The sequence below is a fragment of the Nocardioides daejeonensis genome, from assembly GCF_003194585.1.
Taxonomy (GTDB): domain Bacteria; phylum Actinomycetota; class Actinomycetes; order Propionibacteriales; family Nocardioidaceae; genus Nocardioides; species Nocardioides daejeonensis.
On sequence record NZ_QHKZ01000005.1, the window covers coordinates 286172 to 302716 of the forward strand.

Here is a 16545-nt window from a genome sequence, read left to right on the forward strand (position 1 = left end):
GTCAGAGACCCGGGATCGTCACGGTCAACCAGTCCTTGTGGCCGGAGGGGGGCGGGGTGAAGGCGAGCAGGGCGCGGTCTTCGTCGGAGGGCTCCACGACCACACCCGAGCCATGGTCGACATGCTGGGCGCGGGTTCGCGCCTCGGCGACGAGGGCGCCTGCCCGTCGCTCGAGGTTGCCGATGGTGTCCTTGAGGCCGTCGACCGCGGTCAGGTGCCGGGTCAGGGCGTCGGCAGCGATCTCGTGCTGCTCGGCGCAGTCGCGCAGTCGGGCCGCACGGTCGGCGATCCGGTTGCGCAGGTCGCTGGCGGCTCGCCCCTGCCAACTGATCGTCTCGACCTGCCCCACCAGGCTGTCCGCAAGAGCGCGCAGGTCGCCTGCCTGTTCCTGCAACTCGCGGGCGCGTTTGCGCATCGTGGCTGACTCGCCGTACATGGTCACCTTCCCTCGGCCTCGTCGCCCCCGTTCCCCGCGACGGGGCGGCTCAAACCGACAGTCCGGACCATATTGCAGATCGACCTCCACAAGGCGCGTTCTTGTGGTCTGATGCGGAGGCGAATTGCGGCTTTTTCTGGACGGGGGATGCGATGGCGCAACGGTTCTGCACGCAGTGTGGCGCTGGGGTCTCGGCGAACTTCTGTACCCGGTGCGGCGCACCGGTTGCGGCGCCACCCAGTGGTGACCGGCCCGCTGAGCTGCAGCCGGCTCCGATCATCCCGCCGCCGACCGTTGCCCCCACCTCGCCCACGCTCCCACCCGACCCCGGACCCGTGCCGGTCGCCTCCGAGCCGCCGACTCCCACGCCTCTCGCGCCCCTGGCTGAGAAGAAGCGCGGACGCCGGGGGATCTGGGTCGCGGGTGGAGTCGGCCTGCTGCTGATCGCCGGCGCCGCGGGCGCCGGGATCGCCCTGCTCGGAGGTGACGACGAGCCGAAGCGTCCAGTGCAGCCGGGTGGTTCGGTCGAGCCGACGACCTCCTTGCTGGGGGCGCCGGGCCACGAGTGGCGGATCCGGGCGGAGGACTTGGTCGACGAGCCGGGCGCCACCTTCGCCAGCCCGTTCTTCCGAGGCGAGGGCCAGTCCGTCACGCCGACCCTGCTGCCGGGACTCGTGGTCACCTTCGTGTCGTCGTACGACGAGGTCACCGACGAGAGTCGGACCTGGCTGGTCGGACTCGACCCCGAGACCGGCGAACGTACCTGGGCAGAGGAGAACGAGGACGGGCTCTGGCCCACCTGTGTGCCGCTCGCGGACCAGAAGCGGCTCGCCTGCTACACGGTGGAGTGGGACGAGGTGACCGAGAAGTCGTCCAGCGAGGTCGTCGTGAGGGATGCCTCCACGGGCCGGGTCGTGGGCTCCCAGGAGTTCGGCTACGGGATCGGCGACATCCGGGGCGTGGGAGACCGGATCTGGACGATCGGCGTCGACTCCGACTGGGAGACGGGCACCCATCGCGTGCACCTGACCGCCGGCGGGGCCTCGGACCTGACGGACGACGTCGACCGCGAGACCAGGCTGGTCGAGGACCAGGAGGACTACGGCGAGAGCTGGACCATGCTGCAGAGCGACGGCAGCCGCCTCTGGGCCACCGTCGCCGGCAAGTCGTTCCGGATCGACACGGGCACCGGCGAGCTTGTCGAGGACACCACGGTCAACGTCGCCTCCGACGAGAAGGGCAAGCCGATCGTCGTCCACGAGGAGGACGGCCAGAGCTGGCTGGAGGGCAGCGAGGATCGCTTCGACGGAACAGTCTGGGACGCGTGGGCCGGCAAGCAGGTGGTCCGACGCGGCATGGTCGGCGTCGGCCGGACCCTGGTACGCCGCGACACGGGCGCCCTGGTGCGTACCGTGATCGACGACGAGGCCGAGGCAAGCTGGGTGAACGACGACGTGCTCAGGGTCTCCGACTGGTCGGACGAGGAGACCGACGTCTGGTTCGAGGCTGCGTCGACCGGTGAGGTGCTGTGGCGCGATCGGCAGGGCAGGTGGAGCTGGGCGTCGATCTCCGACGCGTTCCTCAGCTTCGCACCGGACTCCGACACCTTCGACGTGCGGAGCGCGTGGACAGGCGACGTGGCCTGGAGCAGGGAGCTGCCGGTGACGAAGACGGACGACGGTGACACCTGGCAGATGACCACCGACATCGCCACCTGGACCGACGGCCTGGTCGTCACCTCCGAGGAGACCATGTTCGGCTTCACCGACTTCGGGACGCCCGACCCCGATCTGCTGCGCGTCCCCGAGGGGATCTCCGCTTCCTCGGCCCCGGAGGGGACCGACGACCGCGCCGCCGACGAGCTGCCCCTCGGCGATGAGTACGTGACAGCCTGCGGCTCCGAGCCGGAGTTCGTCCCCGTCGAGTCCGAGGGCGGGCCGGCCGGCGTGGAGGTGACCTACGAGGTGACCGCCACCTGCCCGGGCGGACAGTGGCTCGACTCGCCGGCGTACCGGATCGACCTGACCGGCGACGACGACGGCGAGGAGGTGCAGCTCGCTACCGGCGTCTTCGACTTCTCCGCCGACCGGGTCTGGATCCCGGAGGCGGGCTCCGGCGAGTCGGGCTCGCGGGTGACCACGACGTTCCCGGTCAGTCAGGTGTGGGCGACGCCTGAGGAGATCGGCGGCTACATCGAGCGAGCCGCGATCCTGGTCGACTGCGTCCGGGAGGAGTCCGGCTCCGAGGAGGAGCGCGCACCGGAGGACCGCGGCGCGACCGACGCCGGTGATGCCGCGTCGTCCGCCGATGTCACCGACCCGGATACGCGTGAGGAGAACAGTCTGACTGCGCTGCGCCGGATGGCGGCGCAGGACAAGGAGTACGTCCTCGCCAACCTGGCGGACCGGTGGCTGCCGCAGCTGTCGTCGAAGCAGGACGGCACCCACGACCGGGTGGACGAGAAGACCTACGACTACACGGCGATCTACGAGGAGCACCTCCGCCTCCGTCTGGAGTACCCCGACGTACGGCTGCTGTGGAGCAGCGACTGGGGCTCGTTCGAACGGCCCGGCTACTGGGTGACGGTGGTCGGCCGTGGTTCCGCGCGTCCCAAGCCGGCGCTCGCGTGGTGTCGCAGCACCGACCGCGCTCCGTCACAGTGCTACGCCAAGCTGGTGCGAGTCGCCGGGCCGTACGAGGGGACGACGCGGTTGCAGCGCTGACCGCTGTGACGGAAGGGTCGAACAGTCAGGAGAGCAGCGCCGCGGTGCGATGGATTGCGTCCGGGGTGCGAAGGCTCACCAGGAGGGTGGTCACGCCGCTCTCTTCCCAGGCGGCCGCCTTGGCACGCACCTGATCGGCGGTGCCGACGATGTGGAGGTCGTCGACGAGCTCGTCGGGTACCAGTGCCGTCGCCTCCGCGCGTGCGCCTGCCAGGAAGCGTTCCTGGACCCGATGGGCCAGGTCGCCGTAGCCCATCCGTGTGAAGAGGTTGATGTGGAAGTTCTGCTCCTTGGCGCCCATCCCGCCCATGTAGAGCGCCACGCTGCCACGTAGCCGGTCGAGGACCGCTCGCCTTTCGTGGTCGTTCTCGACCACCTGTAGATGACAGGTCGCTGCGATCTCGAAGTCGGCGGCGGTACGGCGTGCGTTAGGACGTGCGAATCCTTCGGCGAGCCACGGGCGATAGAGGTCGGCGCACTTCGGCGAGTAGAAGACCGGAAGCCAGCCGTCGGCGATCTCTGCGGTCTGAGCGACGTTCCTGGGGCCCTCGGCACCGAGCCAGATCGGCAGATCGGGGCGGAGAGGATGGACTATCGATCGAAGAGGCTTGCCGAGGCCCACAGCGCCCGGACCTTCGTACGGCAAGGGATGGTGGCTGCCGTCGTTGACCACCGGCGCCTCGCGTGCCAGCACCTGACGGATGATCGAGACCACCTCCCGGGTGCGAGCCAGAGGCTTGGCGAAAGGAACGCCGTACCAGCCTTCGACCACCTGGGGTCCGCTCACGCCCATGCCCAGAATCACCCGGCCATGGGAGAGATGGTCGAGGGTGAGCGCATGCATCGCGATGGAGGTGGGGGTGCGCCCGGACATCTGGACGATCGAGGTGCCCAGTCCGATCCGGGAGGTATCGCGGCCCCACCAGGCCAGGGGAGTGAACGCGTCGCTTCCCCACGCCTCGGCGGTGAAGATGGCGTGGAAGCCCGCATCTTCCGCCGCGGCGACAAGCTCCCCGACGCCCTGAGGAGGTTGGGCTGGCCAATAGCCCAGTTGCAGACCCAGCTTCATGATGCCGAGTGAATACGACGCGAGTGGAGGACGGATCCTCCCGCGGGAGGATCTTCGCCGGCGCAGGAGTGAGAGACGGCACTGCCGCCACAGAGCGGCGGTACGAGACGTTGCGTCGTACCCCTCCGGGGGCGCGTGAATATCCACCCGAGGTGTGATGCCGGTGTCCGCGCCCTCTCCTAGGTTCGTTCGGGCCGACCGACGAAGGAGCTGGAATGACGCAGGAAGCGCTCATCTATGAGGCGATCCGCACCCCCCGCGGCCGAGGCAGGCGTGGCGCCCTGCACGGAGTGAAGCCGGTCGACCTGGTCGTCGGTCTGATCGAGGAGCTCCGGGGACGCCTTCCCGAGCTCGACACCGACGTTGTCGACGACCTCGTTCTCGGTGTCGTGACGCCGGTCGGCGAGCAGGGCGGTGACATCGCGAAGGCAGCTGCGCAAGTAGCCGGTCTGCCGCAGACCGTGGCCGGGGTGCAGGTCAACCGCTACTGCGCCTCTGGGCTCGAGGCGACCAATCTCGCTGCAGCGAAGGTGCGTTCGGGGTGGGACCAGATGGTGCTCGCCGGTGGCGTGGAGTCGATGTCGCGGGTGCCGATGCTCTCCGACGGCGGGGCGCTCTTCACCGATCCCACCACCACCTATGACCACTACTTCGTGCCCCAAGGCATTGGCGCCGACCTGATCGCCACCATCGAAGGCTTCAGCCGAGAAGACGTCGATGGCTACGCCGTGCTTTCGCAGCAGCGCGCGGAGCAGGCGTGGAGCGAAGGTCGGTTCAAACGATCGGTGGTGCCGGTCACGGACCAGAACGGCGTCATCGTCCTCGACCACGACGAGCATCGCCGACCCGGGTCAACGATCGAATCTCTCGGCGCGCTCGCTCCGTCGTTCCAGATGCCGGGTACCAAGCTCGGCTTTGACGCCGTGGCGCGCCAGAAGTACCACTGGGTCGAGCGGATCAACCACGTGCACACCGGCGCCAACTCGTCGGGCATCGTGGACGGCGCCGCGTTGGTGCTGCTGGGCAGCGAGCGAGCCGGCACAGCAATGGGGCTGACTCCCCGCGGGCGCGTGGTCGCCACCGCCATCACGGCCGCCGACCCGACGATCATGCTGACCGGGCCGACGCCCGCGACGCAGAAGGTACTGGCCACCGCCGGCCTGACCCTCGACGACATCGATCTCTTCGAGTTGAACGAAGCCTTCGCCTCCGTCGTGCTCAAGTGGGTCAAGGACCTGCGCCTGCCGATGGAGAAGGTCAACGTCAACGGCGGCGCCATCGCGATGGGTCACCCCCTGGGGGCCACCGGCGCGATGCTCGTCTCCACCGTCTTGGACGAGTTGGAACGACGCCAGCAGCGTCGTGCCCTCGTCACGCTCTGCGTCGGTGGCGGCATGGGCATCGCCACCATCATCGAGCGACTCTGATCGCGCGCCCGGCACCTGATAGAGGAGAAGAAGTGAGCACCGAATCCAGCAGCGCCTCGATCATCACCTGGAGTCGCGACGAGGACGGCGTTGTCGTCGTCACCCTCGATGACCCGACGCAGGAGGTCAACACCGTGCACACGGGCTTCGTGCACGAGTTGGGTGCCCTGGTCGAGCATCTTCAGGCCGAACGGGAGGGGCTTGCCGGTGTTGTGATCACCTCCGCGAAGAGCACCTTCGTGGCCGGTGGCGACCTCAACGAGATCGTGACCCTCGGCCTTGCCGACGCCGCCCGCTTCACCCGCCACCTCAACAACCTCAAGGCGACCTTGCGAACGCTGGAGACGCTGGGTGTCCCGGTCGTGGCCGCCATCAACGGTTCAGCCCTCGGCGGCGGGTTGGAACTGGCGCTGGCTGCCCATCACCGGATCGTCGTCGACTCCCCGCGCGTACAGCTGGGTCTGCCGGAGGTGGGCCTCGGCCTGCTCCCGGCCAGCGGCGGCATCGTCCGCACCGTGCGGATGCTGGGCGCGCAGCGGGCCTTGGACGAGGTGCTCCTCAGCGGCCGTCGCTTCCGCCCGACGCAGGCGCGCGACCTCGGCCTCGTCGACGAGCTGGTCGACGACGTCGCCGACCTGCTCCCGCGTGCCAAGGCATGGATCGCCGAGCACCCCGATGCCACACAGCCCTGGGACGTCAAGGGATTCCGGTTCCCCGGGGGCACCCAGGCTTCCGGTGCCCTGGCGTCGGGGTTGCCCTTCCTCGCCTCGACGCTGCGGGCCAAGACCGGAGGAGCCCCGGCACCCGCCCAGCGTGCGATCCTCGCCGCCGCAGTTGAAGGCGTCCAAGTCGACATCGATGCAGCCGGCCTCATCGAGACCCGCTACTTCATCGAGATCGCAACCGCGCCGATCTCCAAGAACCTGATCAACCTCACCTTCTTCGACATGCAGGAGATCAAGGGCGGCGCGAGCCGCCCCGACGGCTTCCCGAAGAGCCGCGTGCAGAAGGTCGGCGTCGTCGGCGCCGGCATGATGGGGGCCGGCATCGCCTATGCCGCCGCCCGCGCCGGCATCGACGTGGTGCTGATGGACACCACGCTCGCCGGTGCGGAGAAGGGCCGTGCCTACTCGGCCAAGGTCGAGGGGCGAGCCGTGGCGCGTGGCCAACGCACCCAGGAGGCCGCCGACCAGGTCGTCGCTCGGATCACTGCGACCGACGATGTGCAGGATCTGGCCGGCGTCGACTTCGTCATCGAGGCGGTTTTCGAGAACGCTGCCCTCAAGGCGGAGGTCTTCGCCTCCGTGGAGCAGGTTGTCGGTGCCGAAGCAGTGCTCGGCTCCAACACCTCGACGCTGCCGATCAGCTCGCTCGCAGCCGGAGTGGCGCGCCCGCAAGACTTCGTCGGCGTGCACTTCTTCTCGCCGGTCGACCGCATGCCGTTGGTGGAGATCATCCGCGGCGAGGCCACCTCCGACGCGACGCTGGCGAAGGCGTTCGACCTGGTGCTCCAGCTGGGCAAGACACCGATCGTCGTCAACGACAGTCGCGGGTTCTTCACCAGCCGGGTGATCATCGCGCGCCTCAACGAGGCCGTCGCCATGGTGGGCGAAGGAGTTCCCTGCCCCAGCATCGAGCAGGCCTCGCTGCAGGCGGGATACCCCGCGGGTGCGCTGCAACTGCTCGACGAGCTGACGCTCACGCTTCCCCGCGCCGTACGCGAGGAGGCGAAGGCTGCGGCCGAGGCAGCCGGGCTCGACTGGCTGGCGCACCCGAGCCACGCGATCTTCGACCGACTCATCGACGAGTTCGGACGGGTCGGTCGCGCAGGCGGAGGCGGCTTCTACGACTACGACGACCAAGGCAAGCGGACCGGCTTCTGGCCCGGTTTGGCGTCCAGCTTCCCGACGCTCGACACAATGCCGCCGTTGCCGGATCTGGTCGACCGACTCCTCTTCGCCGAAGTGTTGGAGGCGTGGGCCGCCCACGTGGCTGGCGTGATCGAAGCACCGTCAGACGCCAACGTCGGCTCCCTGCTGGGGATCGGCTTCCCTGCATGGACCGGAGGGGTGCTGCGCTTCCTCGACCAGTACGACGGCGGTCGCGCTGGGTTCGTGGCCCGTGCCGAGCAGCTCGCAGCCCGCTACGGCGACCGCTTTCTCCCGCCCGCCACGTTGCTGGAGACGCTGGAGCGGGTCGAGCGGATCGCGTGACGTCTGGAGAGTGAAGGGCGGAACCGGTGAAGATCGACACCAACATCGGTGGCCAGATCGACGGCTCGGCAGGCGGCGACATCGCCGGGATCCGGGCCCAGGTCAAGGAGGCTGAGCAGTGCGGCTTCCACGGTGTGTGGAGCACCGAGGTAGGGCGCGACCCCTTCTTCGCTCCGCTGCTCGCCGCGGAACACGCCCCGGAGCTCACGGTGGGCACCGCCATCGCCGTCGCCTTCGCCCGGAGCCCGATGGTCACCGCCGCTTCTGCCTATGACCTGCAGTCGTTCAGCGGTGGGCGCTTCGTGCTCGGGCTCGGCACCCAAGTGAAGGCGCACATCGAGCGCCGCTACAGCATGCCCTGGTCGAAGCCGGCCGCACGCATGACGGAGTACATCGCGGCCCTGCACGCCATCTGGGACAGCTGGGAGAGCGGTAGCCGCCTCGACTTCCGCGGTGAGTTCTACAGCCACACGTTGATGACGCCGATGTTCACACCGGCTCCACACTCCTGGGGTCGACCGCCGATCATGGTGGCGGCGGTCGGCCCCAGGTTGACCCAGGTGGCTGCCGCGGCCGCCGACGGTGTCTTCCTGCACAGCTTCACCACCGAGCGCTATCTGCGCGAGGCAACCCTGCCGTTGGTCGGAGAGGCGCTGGCGGCCCGTGGCCGTGAGCGCGGCACCTTCACCGTCGGCTACCCCGGCATGGTGGCGACCGGAGCCGATGACGAGGAACTGGCGACCGCGATCGCCGCTGTACGTCACCAACTGGCCTTCTACGGCGCCACGCCTGCATATCGAGCAGTGCTTGAACTGCACGGCTGGGGTGCCGTCCACGAAGAACTGCATCGCCTCTCGGTCGAGCAGCGGTGGAGTGAGATGGACGGGCTGATCGACGACGAGATCCTGAATGCCTTCGCGGTCGTCGGCCCACCGGAACACGCCTCAGCCGAGATCCTGCGCCGGTTCGGCGATGTCGTCGACCGCTTCACCCTTTACGCGCCGTACGCCTTGGCGCCGGAGGCGCGTGCCGCTGTGGTCGGGGGACTTACTGCCTGAGCACGTGTCGACGACACGCGAGGAGACCTGTACGGAGAAGGAAAGGGCAGCACGATGGACTTCGGTGTTTCGCACGAGCACCAGGCACTGCGAGCCGCGGTGGCCGCGATCTGTGCCGACTTCGGCAACGCCTATTACACCGCGAAGGCCGAGCAACGGGAGTTCACCGAAGAACTCTGGCTCGCTCTGGGGGAGCGTGGCTACATCGGCATCAACATCCCCGAGGAGTACGGCGGGGGTGGCGCCGGGCTCCTCGAGCTCGCCGCGGTCGTCGAAGAGACCGGCGCTGCCGGCTGCCCACTCCTGCTGCTCCTGGTCGCCAGCGCGATCAGTGGCGAGGTGATCGCCGAGTTCGGCTCGGCGGCCCAGCGCGAAGAATGGCTGCCGCGGTTGGCGAGTGGTCGCGGCCGGGTCGTCTTTGCCATCACCGAGCCCGACGCAGGCTCCAACGCCCACCGGATCAGCACGACGGCACGCCGCGACGGTGACCACTACGTGCTGCGCGGCACCAAGCACTACATCTCCGGTGTCGACGTCGCCGACGCGGTGTTGGTGGTTGCGCGCACCGGCGTGGATCCGGCGACCGGTGGTGCCGAGCTCTCTCTTTTCGTGGTCGACACAGACTCCCCTGGGCTCACTGCCCAGCCGCTCCCGGTCTCGGTAGAGATACCGGAACGTCAGTTCACTCTGTTCTTCGACGACGTCCGCGTGCCGGCCGATCGCCTCATCGGTGTTGAAGGGGCCGGCTTCAAGCAGGTCTTCCACGGACTCAACCCCGAGCGAGTGACCGGTGCGGCGCTCCTGGTCGGCATCGGCCGCTATGCGCTCGCGCGCGCCGCGCAGTACGCCAACCAGCGAACCGTCTGGGAGGCCCCCATCGGCGCACACCAGGGGGTGGCGCATGCGCTGGCGATGGCGAAGATCGAGGTCGAGGCAGCCGGGTTGATGACGGCGCGAGCGGCGTGGCTGCACGACCAGCGCCTGCCCGCTGGCGAAGCCGCCAACATGGCGAAGTATCTGGCTGCTGAAGCGGCGCTGGCCGCGCTCGACGCGGCGATCCAGTGCCATGGCGGAAACGGTGTGGCTGCCGAGTATGGGCTCATTCCGCTGTGGGGCTTGGCTCGCGTGCTGCGCATCGCGCCGGTGAATCGAGAGATGATCTTGAACTATGTGGCTCAGCATTCGTTGGGCCTGCCTCGGTCTTACTGACCCTGCTTGGCTTCACTCGCCTGGCGGCTTCGTCGTGGTCACGGCTCGGGTCGGCCGACGTCCTACGACCCGAGCACCTTGAATGGGGAGAAAGCAAAGAACGAGCCCGGGCCCGCCAACGTGATCGCGTTGACGGGCCCGGTTCGTGCAGGAGAGCGGCGTTCAGACGGGTAGAGGCGCCGAGCCGTCGGCCTCTCCCGCTGAAGCGAGCGCGACAGGTCCCCGTTGGTCGACGATCAACGCCCGCGCCGTCCACCACAAGGCGGTGGCGGCCAGGCCGACACTCACGAGTGCGGCTAGGGCGAGCGCGAGGCCGTTGGGGTCGGTCGACGAGTTCTGCAGCACAAGCGTTGGGAAGCCCGCACCGATAACGTCGAAGGCGAAGTTGCACGGAAAGATCGCGAAGAGCGCCAGATAGTGGGCCGGACGCTGGGCGTTCCGGTAGAGAAGCGCGGTAAGGACTGCGAAGCCTGTGATCTGGGTTCCCTCCATGAACGCGATCCACAGCGGATAGTCGAAGACCCGCCAAGGCGCTTCGCCGTAGTAGACGTAGAGCCCCACGTTCACCGCGGTGATCTCGAAGATCGCGGTGGTGCAAGCCGTGATGCCGGCCAGCCGGAACACGGACCGGAACGACGCCGCCTGGCTCAGGCTCCGATAGCACAGCATCGCGGGCAGCCCGAAGACCATGATGTACGCCGGCATCACCCACACGGGCTGAGGCAGGCCGAAGCTGGTGAAGAGGGTCCACTGCTCACCGTTGTCGAGCCAGTGCAGGTGGTAGGCGATGTCGTAGATCGGCTCGATGATGCTGCCTGCGCCGACGGCGAGCACCAGGATCACCGGCAGTATCGTCCGGTCCTCGCGGGCGCGTTTGACGGCGTAGGCCAGCAGCAGAACGGAGCCGGTCCAGAGCAGGATCGTGGCCACAGTCTGCATGGTCGTGTTGAGCTCGAGGCCGTACGGCGGTGTGGGTGGTTGGCTGGGGAGGCCCATGGAGGGTTCCCTTTCTGTTGCTGGCAGGTGGGCGAGGTCTCACGTGTTGCGGAGTTGGCCGGGTGCGCCGGCTTGCAGCGATGTCGAGTCTCCGGAGGGAGCAGTGGGGGCGGCGGAGCCTGCGGCGTCGGGGCTGCCGAGCTGCACGGTGACGATGCCGAACGTGACCACGACGATGCCGACCAGCTGGACCGGCGTGGGCCGTTCGTCGAAGATCACCGCGCCGAGGATGGCGATCAGGGTGATGCCGATGCCACACCAGATGGCGTAGGCGGTGCCGATCGTCATGCCATGGACGAGTGCTTGCGAGAGCGCATAGAAGGCTGTCGCGTAGCCGAACACCACGACGACTGACGGCAGCAGCTGGGAGAAGCCCTGCGACTGGCGCAACATCATCGTGGCGGTCACCTCGGTCACGATGGCGATGGAGAGCCAGAACCAGGTCATTGCATTCACACTTTCTTTCTCAACGGCGCGAAACTGCCGATTCCCGCAATCTAGGGAGAATCCTTGTGATGGCCATCACCCTGAGCGGGTGGCTCTCTCCTCCTGGCGGGCGATCTGTCATTCCGCAGGGAAAAGAAGGGACCCGCCCGCCCTCGCCGTGAGGGCGACGAGGGTGAGCGGGCCAGGTTTGACGCCGGTCGGGCGTCAGTCGTTGAGCTCCTCAGGGGCCAGCAGCTGCTCACCGATGTAGGTGCAGGACTGGTCTGCGTTGAGGGGCTGGAACATGGAGGCCGCCGAATCGCGGTAGAGCCGCTCGAAGATGGCGCCCTTCTTGAAGGACGAGCCGCCCACGAGGCTCATTGCGCGCTTCGTCATGTGCATGACGTTCTCGGCGGTGAAGGTCTTGGCAAGCCCGATGTAAGGGAAGCGCAGCTCCACCGGCCAGTTGTCGTCGTACCCGTCGATCAGCTCCTGGCAGGTGCGGTAGACAACGCGCCGGGAGAGCTCCACACGGCTGGCCATGTCGCCGATGCCGTCGACGATGTGGCCGACGTTCGAGACCTTGGTCTCGGCCGCCGCGATGGCGCCGAAGGTGGCACCGAGCGTCTTCTTCGACAAGACCGCGCGAGCCTCCTCCAGCACGCGGTACTGCATGCCCAGGTAGATGCTCGCAAACATCAAGGACGCCCACTCGAGCACGCCGAACGCGCCGGAGCGCCACTCGCAGATGAAGCCGTCCTCGGGGACGTAGAAGCCCTCGAAGTGGATGGTCTGGGTGCCGGTGGCGTGCATGCCGAGGGCGTCCCAGGTCTTCTCGATCCGGATGCCGTCGCCCTGGCCCTTGGAGTCGACCTTGAAGTTGGCGATGAAGAAGCTCTCCTTCTCGACCCGCTCTTCGAAGGTGTCGGGGAGGTTGCCGTCCGCATCGGTGATGGTGGCGTTGGTGGTGACGATGTTCGCCGCCTCGCACAAGGTGCCCCAGACCTTCTTGCCGTAGAGGCGCCATCCGCCCTCGGGCTGGGGGACAGCGGTCATGTCGGCCAGGCCGGAGAAGCCGGCGCGCTGCTCGGAGAAGGGGCCGAACATGATGTCGCCGGCCGCCACGCGTCCCAGCCACTCCTTGTTCTGGACGTCGCTCATCAGGCCCATCGTGATACCCACCATGATGTAGTGCATGTTGTAGGCAAGGGTGATGGCCGAGTCGCCGCGCGAAAGCTCACTGACGATCTTCGAGGTCTGGAGGATGTCGGCGCCCATGCCGCCGTACTCCTTGGGCACGTTGAGGGCGCCGAGACCACTCTTCTTGAACTTGGTGATCGTCGACTTTGCGAAGGTGTTCTTCCGGTCGTGCTCGGGGCCGATCTCGCGGAAGTAGTCCGACAGCTCGGTGGCCTTGGCGAACGCCGCCTCAAACTCGGCCTCGGTCATCTTGTCGCTCATGGTGAAACTCCTGTGTGTATGCCGGTGAGTCGGGTCGGTCAGCTGAGGACCAGGTCGTCGCGGCCGGCCTCGGTGAGGATCGCCTTGTAGGCATCGAAGATCGGGCCGGTCAGTGGAAGCAGGCCGAGGGCTGTGGAGCGCTTGCCTTCGAGCTTGACCTTGCGCTGAGCCATGGCGAGGGTGAAGTTCAGCTTGCCCTGCCAGAAGCGGTTGGCGTTGTCGGAGCTCATCCGCAGCTGCACCGTCGAAGGAGCTGCTTCGGCGGCGTCGCCGCAGAGAACCTTCTGGCCCGGGAAGTCGACCAGGATGGTCGCATCAGGGCCGGTCTGCAGGATTTTGACGACCAGCGAGCCGTCCTTCGTCGCCTCGACGAAGGCGGGCTCGACAACGCAGGCCTCCATGGCCTTGCCGATGTAGGCGTAGATCTCGTCGGCGTCCTTGAACGTGCTCATCGTGGAACCTCCTCCAACAGTCCCGGGCGAAGAGTGCTCGGGGAAACCTCGGAATGTGACGCCGGTGGTTGGACCGGCCGATATCGAAGTTAGGGCCGGGGTGGTGTGTGACACGTCACCCAAGGGGAGGCAGTTTCACGTCCTTCCGAGTGTTCCCGGCGAACCCCGGCAATGTGGCCCGGCCCGCGAATGCGCCGACGCCACGACACAACCCAGCCCCTCGCCCGGGGGGTGCGGTTCATCCTGCGGTGTGACGTGCTAGATCACACCGCGCGCCTACGGTCGGGGTTCTGGTTCGTGTGCCAGTGGGGCGCCGGACCTCTCTCGAGGAAGATCCAGAGGAGACCTCATGAACTACGCGTTTGCCGTCAAGTGGCTCAAGGCGTTCCGGGAGAGTGCGGATGCGATCTGCGAGCTCTACGCCGACGACTTCGTCTTCGAGGACCCGATCCTCGACCAGTACCAGATCCGGGACAAGGGTGACCTCGGCCGGATCTTCGTGCTCTACGCCAACAAAGACCGCGAGAACGGTCTGGGTGTGCACAACTTCCGGATCCGTGGCTACGAAGGCGACCACCGCAGCGGCCTGATCCGCTGGGAGTGGACGCCGGAGGACTGCGCCAACTTCATCGGGATCGATGTCAAGGACAAGCCGTTCTTCGCCCAGGGCCACACGTTCCACGTCTACAACGAAGAGGGCAAGATCGTCCGTGAATCCTCCTGGTGGGACTCCGGCTCGATCATGCACGACGTCGGCGTTCCCGGCGTGGCCCCTACCCCCTTCCCGGTCGCCGAGCCGGCACTCGCCTGAGAGGAAACAGAGATGACTGACATCGCCTACGCCCAGAAGTGGGCCCACACCCGGATCAACGACCAGGCCGCACACCGGGATCTCTACGCGGGCTCGGAGGAGTTCGTGATCGAGACCCGGAAGGTCAACGACCACCTCGGCGACACGATCTCGACCGACGACGAGTTCCGTCAGGACCTCGCCGTGTGGGCCGACGGACGCCAGTCGATGACCGTGACCGAGGTGTTCTCCGGCAACGGCCACGTGATGATCCACTGGGACTACGAGGTCGCCGGTGCGGACGCCTATCGCGGGCTCCCGACGGACGGCAAGACCCTGACCACCAAGGCCTCGACCTTCCTCGCCTTCAACGACGCAGGAAAGATCATTCTTGAGTCGACTGTCGTCAACGAGAATCCGCTGCTCCAGCAGCTCGGGCTCCCGATCATCACCCCGCACTACTGGGAAGAGGGCTTCGACCCTGCCTCCTTGGGCTGAGCCACTCGGCCAGGGGCCGGGCGACCACACGGTCGCCCGGCCCCTGGGCATTTCCGGGAGGAGACCGTTCGGAGGGTTCACCCCAAGGGGGGTGTCGCTTCATCCTCCGGGATGTCGTGGCGCCCCTGCTCCCAGACCTACCTTCGTGACGCACATCACCGAGAACTGTCTGGGGGCTCGGCCTCAGCGGGACTCCCAGAACGAGGAGAGACCACCATGTGGGGAACACTGCCGGACACCCTGGACCGGGCCTGTGGCAACTACCGGGACCAAATCGCGATCGTCGAGGACGAGCGGCGGCTCACCTACAGCGAGCTCCGTGACCTCTCCGACCGACTGGGCTCCGCGCTCGTCTCTCTGGGGGTCGAGAAGGGCCAGCGGGTCGGCCTGCTGATGCCGAACTGCCTGGAGTTCATCCCCTGCCAGCACGGCATCTGGAAGGCCGGCGCAGTGCTCGTGCAGATGCCGACCCGGGCCTCCGCCTCGGTGCAGCGCGCCAACCTGGCCCAGACCGAAGCCACCACGCTGATCTACCACGCCTCTCTCGAGGGGATCGTCGAGGAGATGCGGGCCGACCTTCCGGGCCTGACCCGCTTCGTCCGCGTGGGTGGCGACCCGGCCGACTCCGGTGACCACGACTTCACCACCTTGGTCGACAAGCAGCCCGCCGGTCGCCCCGCGGTCCAGATCGCCGAGGACGACGAGTGCTACGTGCTCTTCACCTCCGGCAGCACCGGCGAGCCCAAGGGCGTCGTCCAGAGCCACTTCACCTGGGGTCACTACAGCATCACGGCGGGCCTGGAGATCGGTGACACCCGCTGGGGCGAGGTCTTCGCACACGGCGCGCCGCTGACGCACTACACCCAGATCTTCGTGATGCCGACCTTCCTACGTGGCGGCACCAACGTCATGCTGCCGGGCCTCGAGGTCGAGTCGCTCTTGGAGAACATCCAGCGGCACAAGATCACCGCGACCGCCGTGGTGCCGACCATCATCTACCTGCTGCTGGATCACCCGGGCCGGGAGAACTACGACCTCTCCTCCCTGCACACCATGTTGTACGCCGGCTCCCCGATCGCACCCGAGCGGCTGCGGCAGGCGCTGGAAGTGTTCGGCTCGATCTTCATCCAGACCTACGCGGGTACCGAGCCCGGCTACGTCTCGTGCATGCGCAAGAGCGACCACCGGGTCGACAGCGAGCAGGCGATCCAGCGCTTGGCCTCGGGCGGCCGACCGATCCCCTACGTCGAGGTCTCGATCCAAGACGACGACGACAACCCGCTGCCGGTCGGTGAGGTCGGCGAGGTCTGCTCTCGCCAGCTCGGCCAGATGCTCAGCTATGTCGACTCCTCGCGCAACGCCGAGGCGCTCCGTGGCGGCTGGGTGCACACCGGCGACATCGGCAAGCTCGACGAAGACGGTTTCCTCTACATCGTCGACCGCAAGAAGGACATGGTGGTCAGCGGCGGGTTCAACGTCTTCCCGCGTCAGGTTGAGGACGTCATCTGCGCCGACGCCGAGGTCGCCCAGGCCGCCGTGATCGGCATCCCGCACCCCAAGTGGGGCGAGGCGGTGCACGCCTTCATCGTCCGCAAGCCGGGTTCCGAGGTCAGCGCCGAGCAGATCCAAGCTCGCGTCAAGGCCGAGTTGGGATCGATCCCCTCACCCAAGACCGTCGACTTCGTCGACGAGCTGCCCGTCAATCCCGCAGGCAAGGTCGACAAGAAGACCCTGCGGGCCCCGTTCTGGCAGGACCGCGACCGCCAGGTCGGCTGATCCCCCCACCC

Annotated in this window: 14 protein-coding genes; 8 read left to right on the plus strand and 6 right to left on the minus strand. The window is 67.5% G+C overall.

Translation table 11 applies throughout. The features are described from left to right. Position 1 precedes the first annotated feature (1 nt). Positions 2 to 436 (minus strand): hypothetical protein, encoded by a 435-nt coding sequence (locus DNK54_RS14935; RefSeq protein WP_110207780.1) that lies wholly within the window; start codon positions 434 to 436, stop codon positions 2 to 4. 335 nt (positions 437 to 771) lie between these two features. Here DNK54_RS14935 and DNK54_RS14940 point away from each other — a divergent pair, with 335 nt between their 5' ends. Further along, on the plus strand, positions 772 to 3159 hold the full coding sequence (locus DNK54_RS14940; RefSeq protein WP_110207781.1) for a hypothetical protein: 2388 nt from the start codon (positions 772 to 774) through the stop codon (positions 3157 to 3159). A 25-nt stretch (positions 3160 to 3184) separates the two neighbouring features. Here the strand turns inward: DNK54_RS14940 and DNK54_RS14945 are convergent, their stop codons facing one another. Beyond that, positions 3185 to 4228, minus strand: coding sequence for an LLM class F420-dependent oxidoreductase (locus DNK54_RS14945; RefSeq protein ID WP_110207782.1), 1044 nt, complete (start codon positions 4226 to 4228; stop codon positions 3185 to 3187). A gap of 215 nt (positions 4229 to 4443) precedes the next feature. On the opposite strand from DNK54_RS14945, the gene DNK54_RS14950 reads away from it, so the two are divergent. The 4 genes from DNK54_RS14950 to DNK54_RS14965 are packed head-to-tail and all read left to right on the plus strand — an operon-like array spanning position 4444 to position 10135. Then, positions 4444 to 5655 carry an acetyl-CoA C-acetyltransferase gene (locus DNK54_RS14950; protein WP_110207783.1) on the plus strand — a complete coding sequence of 404 codons (1212 nt, stop codon included), beginning with the start codon at positions 4444 to 4446 and terminating at the stop codon, positions 5653 to 5655. Positions 5656 to 5687: 32 nt separating this feature from the next. Further along, a complete protein-coding gene (locus DNK54_RS14955; protein ID WP_239460116.1) occupies positions 5688 to 7868 on the plus strand; it encodes a 3-hydroxyacyl-CoA dehydrogenase NAD-binding domain-containing protein in 2181 nt (726 codons plus the stop codon). A 26-nt stretch (positions 7869 to 7894) separates the two neighbouring features. Beyond that, positions 7895 to 8926: a TIGR03617 family F420-dependent LLM class oxidoreductase gene (locus tag DNK54_RS14960; RefSeq protein ID WP_110207784.1), complete on the plus strand. Its 1032-nt coding sequence runs from the start codon at positions 7895 to 7897 to the stop codon at positions 8924 to 8926. 54 nt (positions 8927 to 8980) lie between these two features. Further along, positions 8981 to 10135: an acyl-CoA dehydrogenase family protein gene (locus DNK54_RS14965; RefSeq protein ID WP_110207785.1), complete on the plus strand. Its 1155-nt coding sequence runs from the start codon at positions 8981 to 8983 to the stop codon at positions 10133 to 10135. A 162-nt stretch (positions 10136 to 10297) separates the two neighbouring features. On the opposite strand, the gene DNK54_RS14970 is transcribed toward DNK54_RS14965, so the two are convergent. From DNK54_RS14970 to DNK54_RS14985, 4 genes are all read right to left on the minus strand, one after another. Next, entirely contained in the window at positions 10298 to 11131 is an 834-nt protein-coding gene (locus tag DNK54_RS14970; RefSeq protein WP_110207786.1) for a hypothetical protein, read from the minus strand. A gap of 39 nt (positions 11132 to 11170) precedes the next feature. Then, a complete protein-coding gene (locus tag DNK54_RS14975; protein WP_110207787.1) occupies positions 11171 to 11578 on the minus strand; it encodes a DMT family transporter in 408 nt (135 codons plus the stop codon). 204 nt (positions 11579 to 11782) lie between these two features. Continuing rightward, on the minus strand, positions 11783 to 13018 hold the full coding sequence (locus DNK54_RS14980; protein WP_110207788.1) for an acyl-CoA dehydrogenase family protein: 1236 nt from the start codon (positions 13016 to 13018) through the stop codon (positions 11783 to 11785). Between the two features lie 38 nt (positions 13019 to 13056). Further along, entirely contained in the window at positions 13057 to 13470 is a 414-nt protein-coding gene (locus DNK54_RS14985) for an SCP2 sterol-binding domain-containing protein (protein WP_110207789.1), read from the minus strand. A 349-nt stretch (positions 13471 to 13819) separates the two neighbouring features. Between DNK54_RS14985 and DNK54_RS14990 the strand changes: the two genes are divergently transcribed. The 3 genes from DNK54_RS14990 to DNK54_RS15000 all read left to right on the plus strand — a co-directional run bounded on the left by DNK54_RS14990 (position 13820) and on the right by DNK54_RS15000 (position 16534). Then, the gene (locus DNK54_RS14990; protein WP_110207790.1) at positions 13820 to 14281 is read left to right on the plus strand and encodes a nuclear transport factor 2 family protein; all 462 of its coding nucleotides are present in this window, start codon (positions 13820 to 13822) and stop codon (positions 14279 to 14281) included. 12 nt (positions 14282 to 14293) lie between these two features. Further along, positions 14294 to 14758 (plus strand): nuclear transport factor 2 family protein, encoded by a 465-nt coding sequence (locus DNK54_RS14995; protein WP_110207791.1) that lies wholly within the window; start codon positions 14294 to 14296, stop codon positions 14756 to 14758. Between the two features lie 216 nt (positions 14759 to 14974). Next, a complete protein-coding gene (locus DNK54_RS15000; RefSeq protein WP_110207792.1) occupies positions 14975 to 16534 on the plus strand; it encodes an AMP-binding protein in 1560 nt (519 codons plus the stop codon). Positions 16535 to 16545: the final 11 nt, after the last annotated feature.

Excerpts from the sequence above, each read along its gene's own strand:
- DNK54_RS14935 (WP_110207780.1), bottom strand. The coding sequence starts at position 436 with ATGTACGGCGAGTCAGCCACGATGCGCAAACGCGCCCGCGAGTTGCAG.
- DNK54_RS14945 (WP_110207782.1), bottom strand. The coding sequence starts at position 4,228 with ATGAAGCTGGGTCTGCAACTGGGCTATTGGCCAGCCCAACCTCCTCAG.
- DNK54_RS14950 (WP_110207783.1), top strand. The coding sequence starts at position 4,444 with ATGACGCAGGAAGCGCTCATCTATGAGGCGATCCGCACCCCCCGCGGC.
- DNK54_RS14965 (WP_110207785.1), top strand. The coding sequence starts at position 8,981 with ATGGACTTCGGTGTTTCGCACGAGCACCAGGCACTGCGAGCCGCGGTG.
- DNK54_RS14970 (WP_110207786.1), bottom strand. The coding sequence starts at position 11,131 with ATGGGCCTCCCCAGCCAACCACCCACACCGCCGTACGGCCTCGAGCTC.
- DNK54_RS14975 (WP_110207787.1), bottom strand. The coding sequence starts at position 11,578 with ATGACCTGGTTCTGGCTCTCCATCGCCATCGTGACCGAGGTGACCGCC.
- DNK54_RS14980 (WP_110207788.1), bottom strand. The coding sequence starts at position 13,018 with ATGAGCGACAAGATGACCGAGGCCGAGTTTGAGGCGGCGTTCGCCAAG.
- DNK54_RS14985 (WP_110207789.1), bottom strand. The coding sequence starts at position 13,470 with ATGAGCACGTTCAAGGACGCCGACGAGATCTACGCCTACATCGGCAAG.
- DNK54_RS14990 (WP_110207790.1), top strand. The coding sequence starts at position 13,820 with ATGAACTACGCGTTTGCCGTCAAGTGGCTCAAGGCGTTCCGGGAGAGT.
- DNK54_RS14995 (WP_110207791.1), top strand. The coding sequence starts at position 14,294 with ATGACTGACATCGCCTACGCCCAGAAGTGGGCCCACACCCGGATCAAC.
- DNK54_RS15000 (WP_110207792.1), top strand. The coding sequence starts at position 14,975 with ATGTGGGGAACACTGCCGGACACCCTGGACCGGGCCTGTGGCAACTAC.